General features: G+C 72.1%; 16 protein-coding genes and 1 pseudogene. 12 read left to right on the top strand and 5 right to left on the bottom strand.

The genetic code is table 11. The features are described from left to right. The first annotated feature begins 92 nt into the window (after nucleotides 1–92). From ACWD5Q_RS07540 to ACWD5Q_RS07515, 6 genes and pseudogenes are all read left to right on the top strand, one after another. Nucleotides 93–1,700, top strand: a complete 1,608-nt coding sequence (locus ACWD5Q_RS07540; protein WP_451426157.1) for a serine/threonine-protein kinase — start codon at nucleotides 93–95, stop codon at nucleotides 1,698–1,700. Between the two features lie 135 nt (nucleotides 1,701–1,835). Next, nucleotides 1,836–2,426 (top strand): annotated as a pseudogene (locus tag ACWD5Q_RS07535) (serine/threonine-protein kinase); the annotation flags it as partial. Between the two features lie 208 nt (nucleotides 2,427–2,634). Next, the gene (locus ACWD5Q_RS07530; protein ID WP_451426094.1) at nucleotides 2,635–4,641 is read left to right on the top strand and encodes a glycosyltransferase family 2 protein; all 2,007 of its coding nucleotides are present in this window, start codon (nucleotides 2,635–2,637) and stop codon (nucleotides 4,639–4,641) included. A gap of 209 nt (nucleotides 4,642–4,850) precedes the next feature. Beyond that, nucleotides 4,851–5,411, top strand: coding sequence for a hypothetical protein (locus ACWD5Q_RS07525; RefSeq protein WP_451426093.1), 561 nt, complete (start codon nucleotides 4,851–4,853; stop codon nucleotides 5,409–5,411). A 115-nt stretch (nucleotides 5,412–5,526) separates the two neighbouring features. Further along, nucleotides 5,527–7,167, top strand: a complete 1,641-nt coding sequence (locus ACWD5Q_RS07520) for a succinic semialdehyde dehydrogenase (protein ID WP_451426092.1) — start codon at nucleotides 5,527–5,529, stop codon at nucleotides 7,165–7,167. 71 nt (nucleotides 7,168–7,238) lie between these two features. Beyond that, nucleotides 7,239–9,047 carry a GMC family oxidoreductase N-terminal domain-containing protein gene (locus ACWD5Q_RS07515; RefSeq protein ID WP_451426091.1) on the top strand — a complete coding sequence of 603 codons (1,809 nt, stop codon included), beginning with the start codon at nucleotides 7,239–7,241 and terminating at the stop codon, nucleotides 9,045–9,047. A 491-nt stretch (nucleotides 9,048–9,538) separates the two neighbouring features. On the opposite strand, the gene ACWD5Q_RS07510 is transcribed toward ACWD5Q_RS07515, so the two are convergent. Further along, a complete protein-coding gene (locus tag ACWD5Q_RS07510) occupies nucleotides 9,539–9,967 on the bottom strand; it encodes a chorismate mutase (protein WP_451426090.1) in 429 nt (142 codons plus the stop codon). Between the two features lie 351 nt (nucleotides 9,968–10,318). Between ACWD5Q_RS07510 and guaA the strand changes: the two genes are divergently transcribed. Continuing rightward, on the top strand, nucleotides 10,319–11,908 hold the full coding sequence (gene guaA, locus ACWD5Q_RS07505) for a glutamine-hydrolyzing GMP synthase (RefSeq protein ID WP_451426089.1): 1,590 nt from the start codon (nucleotides 10,319–10,321) through the stop codon (nucleotides 11,906–11,908). An 18-nt stretch (nucleotides 11,909–11,926) separates the two neighbouring features. Here the strand turns inward: guaA and ACWD5Q_RS07500 are convergent, their stop codons facing one another. Then, nucleotides 11,927–12,418 (bottom strand): pyridoxamine 5'-phosphate oxidase family protein, encoded by a 492-nt coding sequence (locus tag ACWD5Q_RS07500; protein ID WP_451426088.1) that lies wholly within the window; start codon nucleotides 12,416–12,418, stop codon nucleotides 11,927–11,929. A 138-nt stretch (nucleotides 12,419–12,556) separates the two neighbouring features. Between ACWD5Q_RS07500 and ACWD5Q_RS07495 the strand changes: the two genes are divergently transcribed. The 3 genes from ACWD5Q_RS07495 to ACWD5Q_RS07485 all read left to right on the top strand — a co-directional run bounded on the left by ACWD5Q_RS07495 (nucleotide 12,557) and on the right by ACWD5Q_RS07485 (nucleotide 15,630). Then, nucleotides 12,557–13,357: a class II aldolase/adducin family protein gene (locus tag ACWD5Q_RS07495; RefSeq protein ID WP_451426087.1), complete on the top strand. Its 801-nt coding sequence runs from the start codon at nucleotides 12,557–12,559 to the stop codon at nucleotides 13,355–13,357. 202 nt (nucleotides 13,358–13,559) lie between these two features. Further along, the gene (locus tag ACWD5Q_RS07490) at nucleotides 13,560–14,849 is read left to right on the top strand and encodes a hypothetical protein (protein ID WP_451426086.1); all 1,290 of its coding nucleotides are present in this window, start codon (nucleotides 13,560–13,562) and stop codon (nucleotides 14,847–14,849) included. 244 nt (nucleotides 14,850–15,093) lie between these two features. Next, nucleotides 15,094–15,630 carry a DoxX family protein gene (locus tag ACWD5Q_RS07485; protein ID WP_451426085.1) on the top strand — a complete coding sequence of 179 codons (537 nt, stop codon included), beginning with the start codon at nucleotides 15,094–15,096 and terminating at the stop codon, nucleotides 15,628–15,630. Between the two features lie 186 nt (nucleotides 15,631–15,816). Here the strand turns inward: ACWD5Q_RS07485 and ACWD5Q_RS07480 are convergent, their stop codons facing one another. Beyond that, complete coding sequence (locus ACWD5Q_RS07480) at nucleotides 15,817–16,059, bottom strand: hypothetical protein (RefSeq protein WP_451426084.1); 243 nt, start codon at nucleotides 16,057–16,059, stop codon at nucleotides 15,817–15,819. After that, nucleotides 16,046–17,578, bottom strand: coding sequence for a PspC domain-containing protein (locus ACWD5Q_RS07475; protein WP_451426156.1), 1,533 nt, complete (start codon nucleotides 17,576–17,578; stop codon nucleotides 16,046–16,048). The genes ACWD5Q_RS07480 and ACWD5Q_RS07475 overlap by 14 nt, the downstream gene beginning before the upstream one ends. Before the next feature lie 354 nt (nucleotides 17,579–17,932). Between ACWD5Q_RS07475 and ACWD5Q_RS07470 the strand changes: the two genes are divergently transcribed. After that, on the top strand, nucleotides 17,933–19,225 hold the full coding sequence (locus tag ACWD5Q_RS07470; RefSeq protein ID WP_451426083.1) for a PspC domain-containing protein: 1,293 nt from the start codon (nucleotides 17,933–17,935) through the stop codon (nucleotides 19,223–19,225). Next, on the top strand, nucleotides 19,222–19,947 hold the full coding sequence (locus tag ACWD5Q_RS07465; RefSeq protein WP_451426082.1) for a LuxR C-terminal-related transcriptional regulator: 726 nt from the start codon (nucleotides 19,222–19,224) through the stop codon (nucleotides 19,945–19,947). The genes ACWD5Q_RS07470 and ACWD5Q_RS07465 overlap by 4 nt, the downstream gene beginning before the upstream one ends. A 45-nt stretch (nucleotides 19,948–19,992) precedes the next feature. Here the strand turns inward: ACWD5Q_RS07465 and ACWD5Q_RS07460 are convergent, their stop codons facing one another. Beyond that, complete coding sequence (locus ACWD5Q_RS07460) at nucleotides 19,993–21,054, bottom strand: NlpC/P60 family protein (RefSeq protein ID WP_451426081.1); 1,062 nt, start codon at nucleotides 21,052–21,054, stop codon at nucleotides 19,993–19,995. Nucleotides 21,055–21,320 lie beyond the last annotated feature (266 nt).

Raw genomic sequence — 21,320 nt, 5'->3', positions numbered from 1 at the left:
TGCGGTCTCCGTAACGACCCCACCCGTTCCCTGGGCGGGGCGTGCTCTTTACTCTGACCTCGTCAAGACCATTGCGGGGAAACGTGAATCAGATGCAAGGCCTGCTCCTCGCGGGCCGCTACCGGCTTGTCGACTCCATCGGCAGCGGGGGCATGGGCCGGGTGTGGCGCGCCCACGACGAGGTGCTTCACCGGGCGGTCGCCATCAAGGAACTGACGGCCGCACTGTACGTCACGGACAGTGACCGCTCGGTCCTTCTCGCCCGGACCCACGCCGAGGCACGGGCCGCCGCGCGCATCAACCACTCGGCCGTCGTCACCGTCCACGACGTTCTGGATCACGACAACCGGCCCTGGATCGTCATGGAGTTGGTCGAGGGCGGCTCGCTCGCCGACGCGGTCAAGGAGCGCGGCCGGCTGGAACCCGCCGAGGCCGCGCGCATCGGGCTGTGGGTGCTGCGGGCCCTGCGCGCGGCGCACTCGGCGGGGGTTCTGCACCGCGATGTGAAGCCCGGCAACGTCCTGCTCGCCGCCGACGGACGGGTGCTGCTCACCGACTTCGGGATCGCCCAGGTCGAGGGCGACACCACCATCACGCGCACGGGAGAGATCGTCGGGTCCGTGGACTACCTGGCGCCCGAACGTGTCAGCGGCCACGACCCGGGCCCCTCCTCCGACCTGTGGGCGCTCGGCGCCACCCTGTACACGGCGGTGGAGGGCAGGTCGCCGTTCCGGCGGACCTCGCCGCTGACCACCATGCAGGCCGTTGTCGACGAGGAGCCCCCGCAGCCGGAGTTCGCGGGCGTTCTGGCCCCGGTGATCGCGGCGCTGCTGCGCAAGGACCCGGCCGAGCGGCCCGACGCGGAACAGCTCGAACAGATGCTGGCCGAGGCCGCGGAGGGACGGCGGCCGAAGGCGGCGCAGGCGTACGTGGCGACGCGGCACCTGGACATCAGCGCGGTCGGGGACCCGGCCACGTCTGTGGCGGGCCCCCGGGAGGCCCGTGGCGCGCGGCCGGCCGGCGGCACACAGAACCATCCCGCCCCCGCGCCCGCTCCCCGCAGACGCCGCCGGGGCCGCACGGTCGTGCTCGTCCTCGCGGTGGCCGCCATCGTCGGCGCGGCGGGCGCGGTGGCCGTGGACTTTTTCGGCAACCGGGGCGGCGGCACCTCCGCGAACGCCGCCACACCCGACCCGACGCCCAGCACGAACACGCAGGCGCGGTCGACGGGTGCCGTCCCGGACGGCTGGGTGCGCAAGAAGGACCCCGCGGGCTTCAGCCTCGCCCTGCCCGGCGAAGAGTGGCAGCGGAAGCGGTACGACGCCTCCCAGACCGACTACTCACCGGACGGCGGCCGGCACTTCATCCGGATCGCCGTGGACAGCTCACCGGACTTCGAGGACGCGCACGAGCACCAGCTCGACCTGGACCAGCAGCTCCGGCGGCTCGTCGACTACCGGCGGGTGACCCTGCACAAGAACATCTACCGCGACCGCCCCGGGTCCCTCTGGGAGTACACGTGGACGGCGCTGGCGAAGGACACGCCGTTCCCGGGACCGCGGCACGCCGTGGAGGAGACGTACTTCGCCCGCAACGGTGTGGAGTACGCCCTCTACATGTCCGGCCCGGCCGCGGACTGGGACACCACGCGCCGGCAGTTCGACGCGGTGCTGCGGGGGTGGCGTCAGCCGGAGGGGTGACGGCAGCGGGGGAGTGCCGCCCACGCCTTTCGTACGCCCTGCCCGCCCCACCCGCACGCCCTTGTACGTCGCTTGTCGGCCACCGTGGCGACAGCGTCCCGGAGGGTGCCCATCCGGTGCGGCATGATGGGGCGTATGGGGACCGAGGGGGACAACGTCCGTGTCGTAGCGGGCCGCTACCGGCTTCAGGCGCGGATCGGCCGCGGCGGCATGGGCGTGGTCTGGCGCGCGTCCGACGAATTGCTCGGCCGTCAGGTGGCGGTCAAGGAACTCACCCTCGACCCGTCGCTCTCCGCCGACGAGGCCCGGCTCCAGCGCGCGCGCACCCTGCGCGAGGCGCGTGCGGTGGCGCAGTTGCGGCATCCGCACATCGTCGTCGTCCACGACGTCGTCGAGCACGACGAGCGCCCGTACATCGTGATGGAGCTGATCGACGGCGGCTCGCTCGCCGAACGCGTCGCCGGGCAGGGCCCCGTCGACGCCCGCGAGGCCGCCCGTATCGGCATCGATCTGCTGGGCGCGCTGCGCCGCGCGCACGACGCCGGTGTTCTGCACCGCGACCTGAAGCCGGCGAACGTCCTGATCGAGGCGGGCACCGACCGCGTCGTCCTCACCGACTTCGGCATCGCGCAGGTCGCGGGCGCCACGACGCTCACCGAGACCGGCTCCTTCGTCGGCTCCCCGGAGTACACCGCCCCCGCGCCTCGTGCCGTGCGCTTCGGGCCGCGGCGGTGACCGAGGTCACGCACGATGCCATGATTCATCGAATCTTCACGATGAAGTCATGGGCGAGTCATGATATCTTCATGGTTCTTACCGGTATCTTGCCTGCCCCTTGAGTGCGAGTAAACGGCGACCGTTACCGAGGTGGCGACGTCGAGCCCGGAGTCCAGCAAAAAAGTGGGGCGTGCCCTAGTTTCTGGAGAGCGTGAGGATGGTCAGCCCCACCGTCTCGGTGATTGTCGCCGCGTACAACGCGATGCCGTATGTGACGCGTTCCATCACATCCGTGGCCGAACAGACCATCGGCCGGGAGGCCCTCGAGGTCATCACCGTCAACGACGGCTCGACCGACGGAACGGGTGAAGAACTGGAGCGCCTCGCCGAGGTGTATCCGGGACTGGTGCGCGTCATCCACCAGGAGAACTCCGGCGGCCCTTCGGCGCCCCGCAACGTCGGCCTCGACCACGCCCGTGGACGATTCGTGTTCTTCCTGGACGCCGATGACTATCTGGGGCCCGAGACCCTGGAACGCATGGTGGCGATGGCCGAGGAGAACGGCACCGACATCGTGCTCGGCAAGATGGTCGGCGTGAACGGACGCGGCCTTCCCGCGTCGATGTTCAAGCGCAACCAGCCCAAGACCGACGTCTTCAACTCCCGGGTCTACTGGGCCCTGAACCCGCTGAAACTGTTCCGCCGCGAACTGCTGGAGCGGGAGGGGCTGCGCTTCCCGACCGGCCTGCCGATCGGTGAGGACCAGCCGTTCACGGCGCTGGCGTATCTGGCCGCCAAGGGTGGCATCTCCGTGATCGCCGACTACGACTGCCTGTTCTGCACCCTGCGCGAGGACGGCGGCAACACCACGTCCCGCACCAAGGGGTCGGAGCCCCGCCTGCGGTTCCTCCCGCACATGATCGATCTGCTCATCGAGAACGTGCCGCCGGGCCGCAACCGCGACCACCTCGCCCACCGCCATCTGACCATCGAGGTGCAGAACCTTCTCGCCCATATCTCGCGCGAGCCGCGCGAGGAGGCACAGCACACCATCGCCCGGCTCGCCGACACCATCGCCCCGCTGTGGCACGAGGGCATGAACGAGCACCTCTCCGCGATGGCCCGGCTGCGGCTGTACCTGGTGCGGCACCGGATGCTCGACGAGGTCGTCGAACTGCTCAGGTTCGAGCGCGAACTGGCCAAGAGCAAGGTGTCCACCCCGGTGCACGTCGAGGGCGGCCGTGCCTACGCCCGCTACCCCTTCTTCCGTGACCCGGCCCGCGCCGTCCCGGACTCCTGCTACGACGTCACCCCCATGCTCGGCGTGCGGCACCACGTCAGCCGCGCCGAGCTGAGCGGCACCACCCTGCACCTGGCGGGACACGGCTATCTGCACCGGGTCGAGACCCGGGACGTGACCTCCGAACTCCTGCTGCGGGAGCGGGAGAGCGGCACGGAGTACCGGCTGCCCGTCACCCACACCGCGACGCCCGGACTCGGGGCGGACGAGGACGAGGGCCGGTTCGCCTACGAAAAGGCCGGGTTCCAGGCCGTCGTCGACATCGCCACCGCCGCCGGCGGCAAGCCGCTCGCCGACGGGCTGTGGGACATCTCCCTCGTGATCGGCGCGCAGGGCGTCACCCGCGAGGTGCGGATCGGCAGCAAGCGCGCCTCCGACGTCTCCGGCGCCCCCACCACGCGCGTCGTCACCGGCGCCGGTGACGGCCCGCGGGCCGTCACGCTCTACACCACCAAGCCCTTCGGCAACTTCACCCTCGACCTCGGCCAGAAGAAGCACCGCGTCGCCTCGCGCCTCAAGGCCGCCGCGGTGCGCTGGTCGGCCAGCAACCCGACGGAACTGGTGATCGGCGGGACCAGTGGGCTCGCCGACTTCCCGGGCGGGCTGGCGGTCGTCCTCACCGCCGACGACGGGACGACGGCGGCCTTCCCCGCCCAGCGGACCCCGCACACCGACAGCTTCATCGCGCGCGTGGACGTGCGGGACCTCGCGCCCGGCGTGTGGCAGGGCGAACTCCGCGTCGGGGACCCCGGGGCGCTGGCCGTACCGCTGCCCGCGCTGCCCAAGGCCCTCGGTCCGGCCAAGTGGCGCCGGGTGGGCCTTCCTTGGTACGCCAAACAGGCCGACGGCAAGCGCGACCGCCTCGTGCTGCGCGTCGCCAGGACCGAACTGGTCAAGGCGGTCGCGCGCCGCGTCAAGCGCTGAGCGCGGGCGACCGGGCCGGACGTCCGTGGCCGGTCCGCCCGGCCGCGGCGGTCCGGCGGCCGGAGCGTACCCGCGTCGACAGCCCGTGTGGACGCGCGGTACTGATGGGACATGAGTACTGACACCGGACGCCTGATCGACGGCCGCTACCGGTTGACCGAGCGGGCCCGCTCCGCCAGGTCCCCGCCGCCGCGTTCGGCGTTCTGCTCGTGGGCGGCGCCTGGCTCGGCACGTCCTGGTTCGGCGACCCCGGCAGCGGGGGCGTCACCGAACACACCGCCACCTACCGCTCGGCGCCCGGAGCCGTCGCCGCGAGTCCCGCCGCCGGCACCTGGACCGCCCACCGCGAGCAGCGGCTCGACGCGATCGTGTACGTCCCGGCGGGCATCGCACGGGACTCGGCCACGGAGCGCACGGTGACCTACGGCGACGACACCGTCCGGCTCCGCCTGACCCGCGAGGAGTCGGCCCCCACCCCGCTGTCGGCGTGGGCGCGGCAGGCGACCGCGACCTGGCCGGGTGACGACCCGCACACGCTCTCCACCCCCACGAGCTTCCACGGCGACGACGCCATGCTCACCGACACCACGTACCGGGTGAAGGAGAAGCGGTACCGGGTGTTGCAGCTCCTGGTCGTCACGGCCGCCCGCGAGTTCTACGCACTGCGCGTGGACATGTCGAAGGGCACCCCCGACGAGCGGAGCGGAGCCTTGCTGTTCAAGGGCGCCCGGGGCCGTCTGAAGGTCGGCACCACCTCGTCGGGCTCCTGACAACGGCCTGATCAGCGCATTTGCTGCCAGCGGTCACTGGCGCGATGTGGACACCCCGTGAAAGCGCGTTACCGACGGGTATCCAAAAGCTTCACCCCGGCATACGCTGCGCCTCATGACGGACTCGCAGGCCCCGGAGAAGGCCACCGACAACACCCCTACGGTCGCGGCCGGCACCAACCCGCTCGCCCCCGTCCCCACCGGCGCCCGCACCGCCGTCGACGTGGTCACCCCGGAGCTGGTCGCCCAGCTCACCAAGGGCGTCGTCGGCTCCGGCCGCACCGCCAGCCAGGCGCCGTTCACCGGCGGGAAGCTGGCCGACCTGCCCGAGTCCACCCCCGAGGACGTGGCGGTCGCGTTCGAACGGGCCCGTGCCGCGCAGGCCGCCTGGGGCGCGACCCCCGTACACCGGCGTGCCGCCGTCCTGCTCCGCTTCCACGACTTGGTGCTCGCCCGCCAGGCCGAGGTCCTCGACCTGATCCAGCTGGAGACCGGCAAGGCCCGCCTCCACGCCCACGAGGAGGTGCAGGCCGTCACCATCGCGGCCCGGCACTACGGCCGCAAGGCCCCCTCGTATCTGAGGCCCAAGCGGCACACCGGTGCCATCCCGGTGCTGACGAAGGTCACCGAACTGCGCCACCCGCGCGGCGTCGTCGGCCAGATCGCCCCCTGGAACTACCCCTTCGAGCTGTCGGTCGGCGACGCGCTCCCCGCGTTCGTCGCGGGCAACGCCGTCGTGATGAAGCCCGACACCGAGACCTGTCTCACCGCGCTGTGGGCGCGTGACCTGCTGATCGAGGCCGGACTGCCCGCCGAGGTCTTCCAGGTCGTCATCGGCGAGGGACCGGTCGTCGGCCCGGAGGTCGTCCGGCACGCCGACTACGTCTCCTTCACCGGCTCCACCCGCACCGGCCGCGAGGTCGCGCAGGGCGCCGCCGCCCGCCTCGTCGGCGTCTCGCTCGAACTCGGCGGCAAGAACGCCATGCTGGTCCTTCAGGACGCCGACCTCGACAAGGCCGCCGCGGGCGCCGTCCGCGCCTGCTTCTCGTCCGCGGGCCAACTCTGCATCTCCATCGAGCGGTTGTACGTCCACGAGTCGGTCGCGGACGCCTTCCTGGAGCGCTTCGTCGCCCGTACCAAGGCCATGCGGCTCGGCACGTCCCTCGCGTACGGGGCCGACATGGGCTCGCTGGTCGGCGAGCGGCAGCTGCAGACGGTGACCCGGCATGTCGAGGAGGCCGTGGCCAAGGGCGCGAAGGTACTGGCCGGCGGGGTCGCCCGCCCGGACGTCGGCCCGTACTTCTACGAGCCCACCATTCTCGACGGCGTCGAGGCGCCGATGGCGGTGTGTGCGGAGGAGACCTTCGGGCCGGTGGTGTCGGTGTACCGCTTCTCGTCGGAGGACGAGGCGGTCGAACGCGCCAACTCCACTCCCTACGGCCTCAATTCCTCCGTCTGGACGAAGGACGGCCGGCGCGGCCGGGAGGTCGCCGCCCGGCTGCGCACCGGCACGGTCAACGTCAACGAGGGCTATGCGCCGGCGTACGGCAGCGCCCAGTCGCCGATGGGCGGCATGGGGGACTCCGGCCTCGGCCGCCGGCACGGCTCCGAGGGCATCCTCAAGTACACCGAGGCCCAGACCGTCGCGCAGCAGCGGCTGCTGCCGATGGCGCCGTCGCTCGGCATGGACGACGAGCGGTACGCGGCGTTCATCAGCCGCAGTCTGCGTCTGATGAAGGCGTTCCGCCTGCGCTAGCCAGTGCCGCGGCACGGCCACCCACCACTCTCTGTCCGCCCGCAATCACCCGTTCTCAACGAGGAGAGCACGTGTCGCAGGAGAAGTCTGTCCAGACCCGGGACGAGGACGGGTACGACTACGACGTCATCGTCGTGGGGTCGGGGTTCGGCGGATCCGTCACCGCCCTGCGGCTGACCGAGAAGGGCTACCGCGTCGGCGTTCTGGAGGCGGGCCGCCGCTTCACCCGCGCGTCGCTGCCGAAGAACTCCTGGGACCTGAAGAACTACCTCTGGGCGCCCGCCCTCGGTCTGTACGGCATCCAGCGCATCCATCTGCTCGGCAATGTGATGGTGCTCGCGGGTGCCGGGGTCGGCGGCGGCTCCCTCAACTACGCCAACACCCTCTACGTACCGCCGAAGGCGTTCTTCGACGACCCGCAGTGGAAGGACATCACCGACTGGCAGGAGGAGCTGGCGCCGTACTACGACCAGGCGCGGCGCATGCTGGGCGCCCGGCTCAACCGCACCATGACCCCCGTGGACGTCCATCTGAAGGCCGCCGCCGAGCGGATCGGGGTGGGGGAGACCTTCCACATGGCGCCGGTCGGCGTCTTCTTCGGCGACGGCGACGACGCCGACGGGTCGGCCAGGGCGAAGCCGGGCGAAGAGGTCCCGGACCCCTACTTCGGCGGCGCCGGGCCCGCCCGCCGGGCGTGCACCGAGTGCGGCGAGTGCATGACGGGCTGCCGCCACGGCGCGAAGAACACCCTCAACGAGAACTACCTCCACCTCGCCGAGAAGGCGGGCGCGACCGTCCACCCCATGACGACGGTGGTGTCCGTCACGGACGACTCCCGGGGCGGCTTCGCCGTCGCCACCCTGCCGACCGACGACAAACGCAAGGGCAGGGGGCGGTTCTTCACGGCTCGGCAGGTCGTCCTCGCGGCGGGCACGTACGGCACGCAGACGCTGCTGCACCGCATGAAGACGCACGGCCGGCTGCCCCACATCTCCGACCGGCTGGGCGAGCTGACCCGCACCAACTCCGAGGCCCTGGTGGGCGCGAGCACGGACGACCGCCGCTACCGCACGGCGCACGGCGTGGACCGGGTCGACTTCACTCGCGGCGTGGCCATCACCTCCTCCATCCACCCGGACGAGAACACGCACATCGAGCCGGTCCGCTACGGCAGGGGGTCGAACGCGATGGGCGGTCTGTCGACCCTCCAGGTCCCCTACGCGGAGGACTCCTCGCGCGTCCTGGCCTGGCTGGCGAACGCGGCGCGGCACCCGTGGCTGATGCTCCGCTCCCTGTCCTTCCGCCGCTGGTCGGAGCGGACCCTCATCGCCCTGGTGATGCAGTCGCTGGACAACTCCCTGACGACGTATCTGAAGCCGAAGGGCCCGGGCCGGGGCCTGCTGACGGCCCGCCAGGGACACGGCGCGCCCAACCCCAAGCAGATCAAGGCGGGCACGGACGCGGCGAGCGTGATCGCCGCCGAGATCAACGGCTTCGCGGGCAGCAACGTCGGCGAACTGATGGGCACTCCGCTGACCGCGCACTTCCTCGGCGGCTGCGCGATCGGGGCCTCGCACGAGACGGGGGTGATCGACCCGTACCACCGGCTCTACGGCTACCCAGGGATCTCGGTGGTCGACGGCGCGGCGGTGTCCGCGAACCTGGGCGTCAACCCGTCGCTGACGATCACCGCGCAGGCCGAGCGGGCGATGTCGTACTGGCCGAACAAGGGCGAGGCGGACCCGCGCCCGGCCCAGGGAGCGGCCTACGAGCGTCTCGAGCCGGTGGAGCCCCGGCGCCCGGCGGTGCCCGAGACGGCGTTCGGGGCGCTCCGGCTGCCGTTCCTGGGGATACCGACGGTGCCTCCCAAGAACGGGTGACATCCCGGGTCACCGGCCGTCGGGGCCGGACCGCCGTCCACGGGCGAAGGACCCCGCGGCATGGCCGCGGGGTCCTTCGCCCGTCGGCATCGGCGTCAGGGCTGCGCCGGTGCCCGGAAGCGGCGCCGGGGGGTCGCGCCGCCTGACTGTGGGTATGGCCGTCGGTTCCGGCCGTCTGTCCGATCGCCGAGGGGGAGGCCGTCACCGGGCGGATTCCGCCGGCCGGTTCCGGGCGTCCCCGGAACCGGCCGTTCAGTGCTGACCGGGCTGCTGTCCCCTGCCGTCCGGTCATGTGTCCGGAGCGAGGTCCCACGGCGTACGGCATGATCCGTACGCCTCATCGCTCCTGCGGAGCCACGCGTGGTTCTCTCGAGCCCGCCCCTGGCTGGCGCGGACACCGGGACCAACGACGCCGGTACGGCCCGGTCACGCGCCTTACGGGTGAGGGGGCAGGTGAACGTGTATCCGCTCGTACGGGGATGCGCCCGCCGTCAGACGCGGCCCCGGCACAGCTCCAGCAGGGTCATCGCGAGAGCGGTGCCGGGCTTGCCCAGGGCCTCCCGGTAGCGGCCGAGGATCTCCATCTCGCGGGAGAGGTTCACCCGGCGGCCGCCGGAGGCGATACGGGCCTCCTGGATGACGGCGGACACCGCCATGCGCTCCTGGACGAGGCCGATGATGCGCTCGTCGAGCGCGTCGACGCGCTCGCGCGCGCCGGTGATCACGTCGACGGCCTCGGGCGTGTGGGCGCCGGTCTTCTCCGTGCCGGTCTTTTCCGTGCCGGTCTTCCGGGAGCCGGTCTTCTCGGAGCCGGTCGGCCTGGAGGCCGTCCTCCCGGCGGCGGTGCCCTTCTCGGTGGCTGCGGTGGCTGCGGTGGCTGCGGTGGCTGCGGTGCTCTGCTCGCTGGTGATGGCGGTCATGCCCGGGACTCCTTGGAGGTCGGTGGCGGTCGAGGGGCCCCGGATCGGCACGGTCCGCACACGCCAGGCGCCCCGGACCATATCGGCCCGGGGCGCCTGGGAAGTCGCTTGTCAGTGGCTCAAGCAGCACGACCATGGCATCCGGCGGGCCCGGTGCCATAGGTAAAGACGAAGGTCGTGAACGAGAGCATGGACCCCAGTATGCCGTGGTGACGGACGGCGTCCAACCGGGTTCGGATGGTGAGACGGGCCGGTCGGACGGCGGTCGCCCCCACAAGCGGAAGGGGTCCCGCGGCCACCCCGTTAGAATCGATGGCACAGACCCCCCGCCCGACCGCCGGAAGGCACCCCGTGTCATCAGCGACCCACGCTGCCGCCGCCCCCGACACCGTCCTGGTCGTCGACTTCGGCGCGCAGTACGCCCAGCTCATCGCCCGCCGCGTCCGCGAGGCCCGGGTCTACAGCGAGATCGTGCCGAGCACCATGCCGGTCGAGGAGATGCTCGCCAAGAACCCGGCGGCGATCATCCTCTCCGGCGGCCCCTCGTCGGTCTACGAGGAAGGCGCCCCCACCGTCGACCGTGCCCTCTTCGAGGCCGGCGTCCCCCTCTTCGGCATGTGCTACGGCTTCCAGCTGATGGCCCAGGCCCTCGGCGGCACCGTCGACAACACCGGGGCCCGGGAGTACGGCCGTACGGCGCTGACCGTCTCCAGGCCGTCCTCCACCCTCTTCGAGGGCACCCCCGCCGAGCAGTCCGTCTGGATGTCCCACGGCGACGCCTGCTCCGCCGCCCCCGAGGGCTTCAGCGTCACGGCGTCCACGGACGTCGTCCCCGTCGCCGCCTTCGAGAACGACGAGAAGAGGCTGTACGGCGTCCAGTACCACCCCGAGGTCATGCACTCCACGCACGGCCAGCAGGTGCTGGAGCACTTCCTGTACCGCGGCGCGGGCCTGTCCCCGACCTGGACCACGGGCAATGTGATCGAGGAGCAGGTCGAGGCGATCCGCGAGCAGGTCGGCACCCGCCGTGCCATCTGCGGCCTGTCCGGCGGTGTGGACTCCGCCGTTGCCGCCGCCCTCGTCCAGAAGGCCATCGGCTCCCAGCTGACCTGCGTGTACGTCGACCACGGCCTGATGCGCAAGGGCGAGACCGAGCAGGTCGAGAAGGACTTCGTCGCGGCCACCGGCGTCCAGCTCAAGGTCGTCGACGCCGAGGAGAGGTTCCTCACCGCGCTCCAGGGTGTCTCCGACCCCGAGGAGAAGCGGAAGATCATCGGCCGCGAGTTCATCCGGGTCTTCGAGCAGGCCCAGGCGGAGATCATCGCGGAGGCCGGCGCGAGCGGCGAGCCGGTCGAGTTCCTTGTCCAGGGCACCCTCTACCCGGACGTCGTCGAGTCCGGCGGCGGCAGCGGCACGGCCAACATCAAGTCCCACCACAACGTGGGCGGCCTCCCCGAGGACCTCGAGTTCAAGCTGATCGAGCCGCTGCGCAAGCTCTTCAAGGACGAGGTCCGTATGGTCGGCCAGGAACTGGGCCTGCCGGAGGAGATCGTCCAGCGCCAGCCCTTCCCCGGCCCGGGTCTCGGCATCCGGATCGTCGGCGAGGTCACCAAGGAGCGGCTCGACCTGCTCCGCGAGGCCGACGCCATCGCCCGCGAGGAACTGACGGCGGCCGGCCTCGACCGCGACATCTGGCAGTGCCCGGTGGTCCTGCTCGCCGATGTCCGCAGCGTCGGCGTCCAGGGCGACGGCCGGACGTACGGCCACCCGATCGTGCTGCGCCCGGTCTCGTCCGAGGACGCCATGACCGCCGACTGGTCGCGGCTGCCGTACGAGGTGCTCGGGAAGATCTCGACCCGGATCACCAACGAGGTCAGCGACGTCAACCGGGTCGTCCTCGATGTGACCTCGAAGCCGCCGGGGACCATCGAGTGGGAGTGATCCCGGGGATCTCCCGGGTCATGTCCGTCTGAGAGCGCGCACCGGCTCTCCGGGCTTCCAGGTCTCGACGGCCAGATGGGCGTCCTCCTCGACGTGGATACGAACGACCTCCGTCACCTCGGTGCGGAAGAGGTGGAACGGCTGCGGCGGTTCCACCTCTTTCACATACGTGCCCTTCGTCGCGGGGTCGTCGACCTCGACTGCTCGCCCGCTGATCCGCACGTCCCCGCCGCCCATGCCCGTGCCCGGCCCCGGGTTCGCCTGGAGCGCGAAACGCGGGTCGCGGCGCAGATCCAGCGCCTTGAGCGAGCCGGGCATCATGCCGAACCACAGCTCGCCGCGCAGGAAGCGCACCTCGAGCCCGGTGGTGCGCGGCGAGCCGTCCTTGCGGAGCGTGGCGAGGACATGGTGGGTGAACGCCTCGAAGCGTCCTTGGACCGTGGTGGCGAGAGCGGGTTCCGCCGCGGCGAAGGCCGCCCAGTTCGTTGCCGTGGGACGCGTTGTGGTCATGGCGTGAGTCTTGCGCCGAATCCGGACATCTTCTGTCGGATATCGGGTGTGTGCGTCATCTTTACGAACCTGCGCTGTCATCCGGCCCTGACCGACGGTAATTTCCGGCCCGTCAAGCAACCCAGTGCCGGAGGACCCATGCACGGCTCCACTCCGCCCCCGCCTCTGCCCACCGACCGGCTGACGTTCGCGATGCCGCCGATGCACGACTCGGTCGACGACGAACGGGCGCACCGCAAGGAGCGGCTCGCGGGCGCACTGCGGATCTTCGGACGGCTGGGCTTCGAGGACGGCGTATCCGGGCACATCACCACCCGCGACCCGGAGTTCAGCGACTGCTTCTGGGTCAACCCCTTCGGCATGCCGTTCCGGCACGTCACCGTGAGCGACCTGGTGCTCGCCAACCAGGACGGGCAGGTGATCCAGGGCCGATACCACGTGAACCAGGCGGCGTTCACCATGCACGCCCAGGTGCACGCCGCCCGCCCCGACGTCGTCGCCGTCGCCGTCGCCCACTGCCACTCGGTACACGGACGGGCCCTCGCGGCGCTCGGCGATCTGCTGGACCCGATCACCCAGGAGTCCTGCGCCTTTTACGAGGACCACGCCGTCTACGACGCCTACACCGGGGTCACCGTGGACGCCGAGGAGGGCCGCCGGATCGCGACCGCGCTCGGCAGCCGCAAGGCCCTCGTGCTGCGCAACCACGGGCTGCTGACCGTCGGCGACTCGGTGGACGCGGCGGCCTGGTGGTTTCTGTCGATGGAACGCTCGTGCCAGGTGCAGCTGACCGCGAAGGCCGCGGGACGGCCCGTGCTGATCGACCACCGCCAGGCGGTGGCGACCCGTGAGCAGCTCGGCGGGGACCTGGTGGCCTGGATCAACTACCAGCCGCTGTGGCAGGACATCAGCCGCAGCGAGCCCGACCTGCTGAGCTGACGCACCGTCATTTCACTTGAAAGGCCGCGCGGCACGACCGCCTTCGGACGACGTCTGTCAATCGAGCGTTTGTTCTTTCACCCGCCCTGACCGGACCTGGCGGACAGGAGGCGTGTTCCGTACGGCACAATTCGCTGTCGTCGCATGCCAGTTGCGGTGGTGGGTGCGACGTGGGATCCGGCGCGGGAAGGCGGCAGCGGTCGTGGCGGTGCAGGAGGCGAGACAGGGCGCGGGGCGCGGCAGCGGTCCGGGTGCCCACGAGGGTGGCTGCACCTGTGGGGACTGCCCGCACGGCGCGCGTGAGGGACACCGGCGTGCGGTCGCCGAGTTCCTGGCGAAACGGGACGAGTTCGCCTCCGGCCGGGGGCTGCCCCCGGCGGTCGCGTACTCCGCGTCCGCGTCCCGCCAGTGGGTGTCCGACGAACTGACCCAGTCCGCGGACCTGGTCGCCGAGCGGAGCCGGGCCGACGGCGCGGCCTGGCTGGCCCGGCAGTGGCGGTTCACGGCGATCGCGGTGTGGGGCGCGGTGGGGGTCCTGCTGCTGACGCAGGCGCTGACGGCGATCGGGGCGGGATGGACCGCGGCGCGGACGGCCGGACTGGTCGCGGCCGTGCTGGCCGGTGCCGCGCTGACGGCGGCCGGATATCTGCACCGGGCGCGCGGCGGGGCGCTCGCGCCCGTCATCGGCGAGGACAACCGGCTGTCGACCTCGCGTGCGGTGGCGGCGGGCTGGGTGCTGTTCGTCGTGTACGCGCTGCTGGTGCTCATCGGTGAGCTGACGGTGGCCTCGGCTCACGGCCGGCGCGACGCGCTGATCGCCGGGCTCGGCCTCGCGCGCGGGGTGGGTGTGGTGATGGTGGTCGCCGTGGTGTGCGGGATCGCCGTCCTCGTACGGAGGGTGGTGGGGCTGCGGGTCCTCGGCCGGCGCCTGCAGAAGGTACGGGCCGACCGGCCGCGGGCGGCGGATCTGCTGACGGACGACTCCGGCCGGGGCAGCTTCGCGGACATCCAGTACGTGGTGATCAGCGGGGTCGCCCTGGTCTTCGCGGCGGTTCGGCTGGCCCGCCGTCCCGACCAGCTCCCCGACCTGCCGTGGGGTCTCGCCCTGCTGGTCCTGGTCTCCGCGGCCACCTACTTCGCCGGGAAGTACGCCGAGGGCGGCCGCCCGGTGGTCCTCTCGGTGGTCCGGGCACGGGAGGCGGGCGATCTGGACGCGCCGATCCGCACGGGCGACGACATCGAGATCCGCGGCGCCGGCTTCGTACCGCCGGGCGCCGAGTCGGCGGACCGGCTGTCCCGGATGGCGGTCCGCATCGGCACGGTCCATGTCCATGTGCCCCTGATCCCGGTCCCGGGCGGCTTCAGCAACCCCTCGGACACACTGCTGACGGTCCCGGTACCGGCCGACGTGGAGCCCGGAAGGGTGGACGTCCAGGTGGTCACGGCGGCCGGGGTGGAAACGAACCGCGTGACCGTCGACGTGACGGAGTGACAGCGACCGGCTGCCCCCCTTTCGGCGCAGTCCGGGCGACGACCTGCTCGCCCCGGCGGAAGACGAAGGGAAGAAGGGAAACAGGGCCAGGACCGGGGCCGTTCGGGCCGACGGGGCTCCGGGGGCGGACCCCCGGGGCACGGCAGGGCGGAGAGCCGGCGCACACCGGTTGAGCGGTTGCCCCCTTTCGTACGTATGGTCTGTTGCGGGGTCAACGGCTGGCAGGTGAGAGGCGGCGGACACGATGGCTCATGGCATGCGCACGGAGTCGCACACTTCGTACATCGAGGAGAACCGCTCCTGGCGGGACACCGCCACCCGGTACGCCCTTCTTCCCCTGCGCATCTTCCTCGGCGTCACCTTCATCTACGCGGGCCTGGACAAGCTCACCAGCAGCACCTTTCTGCACAACTCGGGCTCCGGTTCGATCGGCGACCTGATGCGCAGCGTGCGCGGCTCCTCCGCGATCCCGGTCCTGGTCGACCTCGCGCTGAAGAACCCCTCCGGCTTCGGATACCTCATGGCCTTCGGTGAACTGGCCGTCGGCCTCGGCGCGCTCGTCGGCCTGCTGACCCGTCTCGCCGCGCTCGGCGGTGCGCTCATCTCACTGAGCCTGTGGCTGACCGTGAGCTGGGCCTCCAGCCCCTACTACTACGGCAACGACCTCCCGTACATGTTTTGCTGGGTGCCCCTCGTCCTCGCCGGCGCCCCGGTCCTCTCCCTGGACGCCGCCCTCCGCGCCCGACGCCGCCAACGCCAGCGCCCGGACCTCTACCGCTGACCCTCCGCGGACCTCCGAGGGGCGGACGTCGGACCCCGAGGGGCGGAGGCCGGACCCCGTGGGACGGCCCCTCCGAGGGACGGCCGTCTGAGCCTCCGAGGGGCGGCCGTCTGATGAAGGGCGGGGATGCATGAGCCCCGTGAGGCCGCGTCCGCTCTACGGGCTGGGGCCCTCGCTCCCGCCGCACTACGGGGCCGTCGCCCCGTCCCGCTTGCTGTGAGCTTCCCCGCGGGGCGTGCGGCCCCTGCGTATCGCGCGGGCCAGCAGGCCTGACACGGCCGCCAGACAGAGCCCGCCGCCGACGATCGGGACGATCGCGAACCACGGCGTCTCCCAGGCCCCCCTCGCGTCGCCGGCGAAGACGACCCCCGCGACGGCCAGGAAGGCACCGGCTACCAGCCGTCCGGGCTGGAACTCATGACGCAGCACGGGTCACCTCCACCTGTCCCAGTCCGACCTCGAGGCTGAGATCGAGTCTGGCCACGCTCTTCGTCCCCGCCGGGGGAGAGAGCGTCACCTCCTTGTGTCTGCCGGCCTCGACATCCACGTCTCTCGTGGAGTCACCCGGCAACCGGATGTCGCCGACACCCGTGTCGATCCTCAGCTTCACCGTCGCGTTCTCGGGGACCACGACCTCCAGCCGGCCCACGCCCACCTCCGCCCGGGTCGTCACCGTCCCGTTCCCCGTCTGCTGCACACGGCTGAGATCCAGGGTGCCCACACCGGTGCCCAGGTCGTACCTCCCCTGGACCGCGGCCGCCGAGACCGGCGCCCAGGTCGTGCGCGCCCAGTGCGTGCCGATGTCCTTCGGCAGTGCCGCCGACGCGGCGAGCAGCACCGCCGTGAGCACCGCCAGAAAGACCGAGCCCGCTCCCGTACGCCCCAGGAAGGAGCTGATGGCGATGCCGGCGCCGAACACGACGAGCGCACACGCCAGGCCCGTCTGCAGGCTGGTCCCGAGGGCCTGGCCATGCCACGTCAGACCCGTGCCGAGGCCGCCCGCGAGCAGCGCGAACAGGAACACCCAGCCGCCGATCCAGCGCGGACCCCGCGCTGCGGGGCGGGGCGTGGGGGGTATCCGCTGTCCGTACGAGGTGCCGCGGGCGATGTTGACCGCCGCCGCGACATCCCGGCTGGGGGTGTCGCTCGGACCCCACAGATATCCCGTGCCGCCCACATGCGTGCCGTCCTTGACGATGGGGTCGCGCCACCAGGAGGGATAGCCGGCGGGGACGGGCGGTGCCGTCGCCTCCGGGGGGGCGTCGGCCGCGGCCTGGGCGGCCAGCGGGTCCGGGTCGGGGGCGCCGCGCTGCCGTGACCAGTACCCCGCGCCCGCGAGAAGCAGGGACAGGACGGCGGCGAAGGTCAGCACCCCGCCGTTCCTGAGCATCGACAGGAAGACCCCGCAGCCCACCAGGGCGAAGAGGACCGCGGTGAGGCCCTGTCCGTCGACGCGGCCCGTCAGCAGCTTGCGGATCTCGTTCTCCTCCTCGTCCTCGTACGGGACGAAGAGCCAGCAGAAGCCGTAGAAGATGAGGCCGAGGCCGCCCGCGGCGGAGAGCACCGCCAGCCCGATCCTGAAGATCACAGGGTCCATGTCGCAGTGCCGTCCGAGCCCGGCGCAGACACCGGCCAGCATCTTGTACCGCCGGTCACGCCGGAAGTGGCCGGCGCCCTCGTCCGTCTCGGCCCCGCCCTCGGGGGGTGTGCCGCCGGGCCCGGGCGCCTCCTCCCGCGCCCCGCCCCCTTCGTGCGCGGCCGAGGAGAAGGGGGCGTCCGTGCTCTCCCGTCCGGTCCCGCCGGAGGTGCGGTCCGAGGTCTCGCGCCCGGTCGCCGTGGACTGCGTGCCCGAGGTCTCGCGCCCGGCAGCCGTGCCACGCGTCCCCGAGTCCTCGCGCCCGGTCGCGTCCGGGCCTGGGTCCGCCGCCTCGTGCCCGTCGTTGCTCACACCGTCGCCCGCGTTCCCGTACTCGGCCCTGTCCTCCCGCACGGCCGCATCCTGCCGTACGGCCGTGCCCTCGTGCGCGCGCGGCTCCTCTCCCGGGGCACCCGGAGCGTGCCCGGTGCCGGGGCCGTGCCCCGCGCCGGGACCCCGCCCCGCTGCCGTGTGCCGCTGATCCGTCATGCGTCCATGGTCGCCGCCGCAGCCGTCTCGCGGCAGTCGGGACGACCCTGGCCGAACCCTGAAATCTGCCCTGACAGCCGTCAAGGGAAGTGTTCGACCACCCGGATTCGGAGATCAGGGGCGTCTAGGGGGTCCACCCTGATGTCCGGGCAGGCCGCTCGTGTGACCATCGATGGCATGCCGGACGCCGCAGGAGTGCCCCTCGCCGACCCGCGGCCGCCGCGCAAGCTCTACCGCAGCAGCGACGGACGCTGGCTCGGGGGAGTGGCGCGGGGGCTCGCCGGGCATCTCGGGCTGCCCGTGATCTGGGTGCGCCTCGTGTTCGTGGGCCTGATCATGGCGGACGGCCTCGGCGCACTGCTGTACGCCGCGTTCTGGTTCTTCGTCCCGCTCGGCGTCGGCGGTGTCGACGAGCGCCGTCCCCCGTCTCCGGCCGGCACCGAGACCTCGGCCGACGGCCGTCGCCGACTGGTCGCCCGCAGACCCGACCGGGGCCAGATCGTCGCCCTGCTCCTCATGGTCGTCGTGGCGCTGACCTTCGTCGGCAGTGTCAATGTCGGCGGCGGCGCCAAGGGGTATCTCATCCCGGTCGTCCTCGTCGCGGCGGGCGTCGCCCTGGTCTGGCGCCAGGCGGACAACGCACGGCGGGCCCGCTGGATGGAGGTCGGCGGACGACGGCGCACCCTCACCCTGCTGCGCGCGGCGGCCGGTGTCCTGCTCGTCACCGCGGGTGTCTCCGGCATCTTCGTGCTGCAGGGCTCCGCGGCCCACCTCGGCTCCGTTTTGCAGGCGGCGCTCGCGGTCCTCGTCGGCATAGCGCTGCTCGCCGGACCGTACCTCGTGCGGATGTCCCAGGACCTGTCCGAGGAGCGCCTCATGCGCATCCGCGCCCAGGAGCGCGCCGAGGTCGCCGCCCACGTCCACGACTCGGTCCTGCACACCCTGACCCTGATCCAGCGCAACGCGGGGAACGAGGGCGAGGTGCGCCGCCTCGCCCGCGCCCAGGAACGCGACCTGCGCGCCTGGCTCTACAAACCGGAGGGCACCGGAAAGGACGAGGACGAGGAGCCCAGCACCCTGGCGGAGGCGGTCCGGCGCAACGCGGCGGAGGTGGAGGACAAGCACGGCGTCCCCATCGAGGTCGTCGTCGTCGGCGACTGCCCCCTCGACGAGCGGACGGGCGCGCAGATGCAGGCCGCGCGCGAAGCGATGGTGAACGCCGCCAAGTACGGTGGCGAGGGCGGCGCCGTCCAGGTCTACGCCGAGGTCGAGGGAAGGACCGTGTTCGTGTCGGTCCGCGACCGCGGCCCCGGCTTCGACCTCGACGGGATACCCGCGGACCGCATGGGTGTCAGAGAATCGATCATCGGCCGCATGGAGCGCAACGGCGGCACCGCACGGCTGCGCGCGGTGCCCGGTGGCGGCACGGAGGTCGAGCTGGAGATGGAGAGGGCGGAGAGTACGACATGAGCGACGCGAACGAGCCGGTCGGCCCGGTGGAGCCGGAGCGCGCGGGCGGAGGCACGGGAGAGCGGCGCGTGCGGGTCGTGCTCGTCGACGACCACCGTATGTTCCGTACGGGCGTCCGGGCGGAGATCGGGCAGACCGAGCAGACCGGCGTCGAGGTCGTGGGGGAGGCCGCGGACGTCGACCAGGCGGTCTCGGTGATCACCGAGACACGGCCCGAGGTGGTCCTCCTCGACGTCCACCTCCCGGGCGGCGGAGGGGTCGAAGTGCTGCGCCGCTGTGCCGCGCTGACGGCGGATGCGGAGAGGCCCGTCCGGTTTCTCGCGCTGTCCGTGTCGGACGCGGCGGAGGACGTGATCGGGGTGATCCGCGGCGGTGCCCGGGGATATGTGACGAAGACGATCACCGGCTCGGACCTCATCGCCTCCATCTTCCGTGTCCAGGAGGGCGACGCCGTCTTCTCCCCGCGCCTGGCCGGCTTCGTCCTCGACGCCTTCGCCTCGACCGACGCCCCACCCGTCGACGAGGACCTCGACCGCCTCACCCAGCGCGAGCGCGAGGTCCTGCGCCTCATCGCCCGCGGCTACGCGTACAAGGAGATCGCCAAGCAGCTGTTCATCTCGGTGAAGACGGTCGAGTCCCATGTCTCGGCGGTCCTGCGCAAGCTCCAGCTGTCCAACCGCCACGAACTGACCCGCTGGGCGACGGCACGCCGACTGGTCTGACGGTCCGTCATCAAGGGGGCCGGGCCGGTCACGCGTGCCGCGGGCTCACACCACCCGCGTGGCCCCCGCGAACGGCATCTCGTCGATCGGTGCCAGCCGTACCGGTGCCGACGGGTTCGGCGCGTGGATCATCTGGCCGTGTCCCACGTAGATCCCCACATGGCTGACCCCTGAGTAGAAGAACACGAGGTCGCCGGGCAGCAGCGCGGAGCGCGGGATGCGGTGGCCCGCGCCGATCTGGGCGTACGTCGTCCGGGGCAGTGAGATACCCGCCGCGTGGTACGCGGCCTGCACCAGTCCCGAGCAATCGAAGGCGTCGGGGCCGGTGGCGCCCCAGACATAGGGACTGCCGAGCTTGCCGTATGCGAACGACACCGCGGCCGCCGCCCGTGCGTCGGGTGCCTCCGCGGTGGCCTGCGACGCGGACACCGCCCCGAGGAGGCCGCGCCCCGCCGACCGGGACGCGGGCCCCGTGCCCGCCCCGAGCCGCGCGCGCTGACTCTCCGTCAGCCGGGACAGCAGCCGCCGCGCCTCGCTCAGTTTCTCGGTGACCGTCCGCTTCTGCCGCCGAAGCTCCGCCTGCCGCGCGGTCAGCGAGGCCAGTTCCCCACGCGCGGCTCCGCGCAGCCGCTCGATCTCCCGCACCTGCGCGCGCACGCGTGCCACGGCCGCCGCCTGTCGGCCGTCGACCCGCTCGGCGAACGCGGCGTTGTCGAGGTAGCGTCCCGGATCCGAGGAGAGCAGGAGCTGTACCGCGGGGTCGATACCGCCCCCGCGGTACTGCGCCGCCGCGGCGGAACCCAGCGCCGCGCGCGCCGAGTCCAGCCGGTCCGTGCGGCGAGCGGCCTCGTCCCGCAGCGCGTCGACCCGTCGCGCGGCCCGGTCCGCCTGCTCCTTCGCCCCGTCGTACTTCTCGGTCGCGACCTCCGCCTCCCGGTACAGCCTGTCGACCTCGGCCTTGACCTGGGCCGGGGAGAGCGGTGGCTCGGCGTGCCCGGTCCCGTCGAAGCCGGTCGCGGACGCAGCTCCCGCGAGGGCGATCGTGACGGCGGTGCGGACCGCGGTCCCGCCGAGCGAACGCTGTCTGGGCTTGCGGTGCGCTGCCACCTGTCCGTCACGTCCTTTCCTGCGACCGCCGGGGCGACGGGCGTGGTCACGCGTCCGGCGGCGGCCCGCACAGGGGAGCAGGACGCCGCCGGACCTTCTTGGCGGTGGTGTCCGGCGGCCGCCCCGGCGCGGGCGGCGGTGGGAGCCGGTCACCTGGTGGAGGACGTTAGGCCTGATCGTGACCGGCTCGTGACGCGATGTACGGAAGTGGCTCGACCGGACTGACGGTGACCGTATGTGACCGTGATCCCGTTCCGAGGCTGCCG

The sequence above is a fragment of the Streptomyces sp. NPDC002513 genome, assembly GCF_053595355.1.
This window is presented reverse-complemented; position numbering and strand designations above follow the sequence as displayed.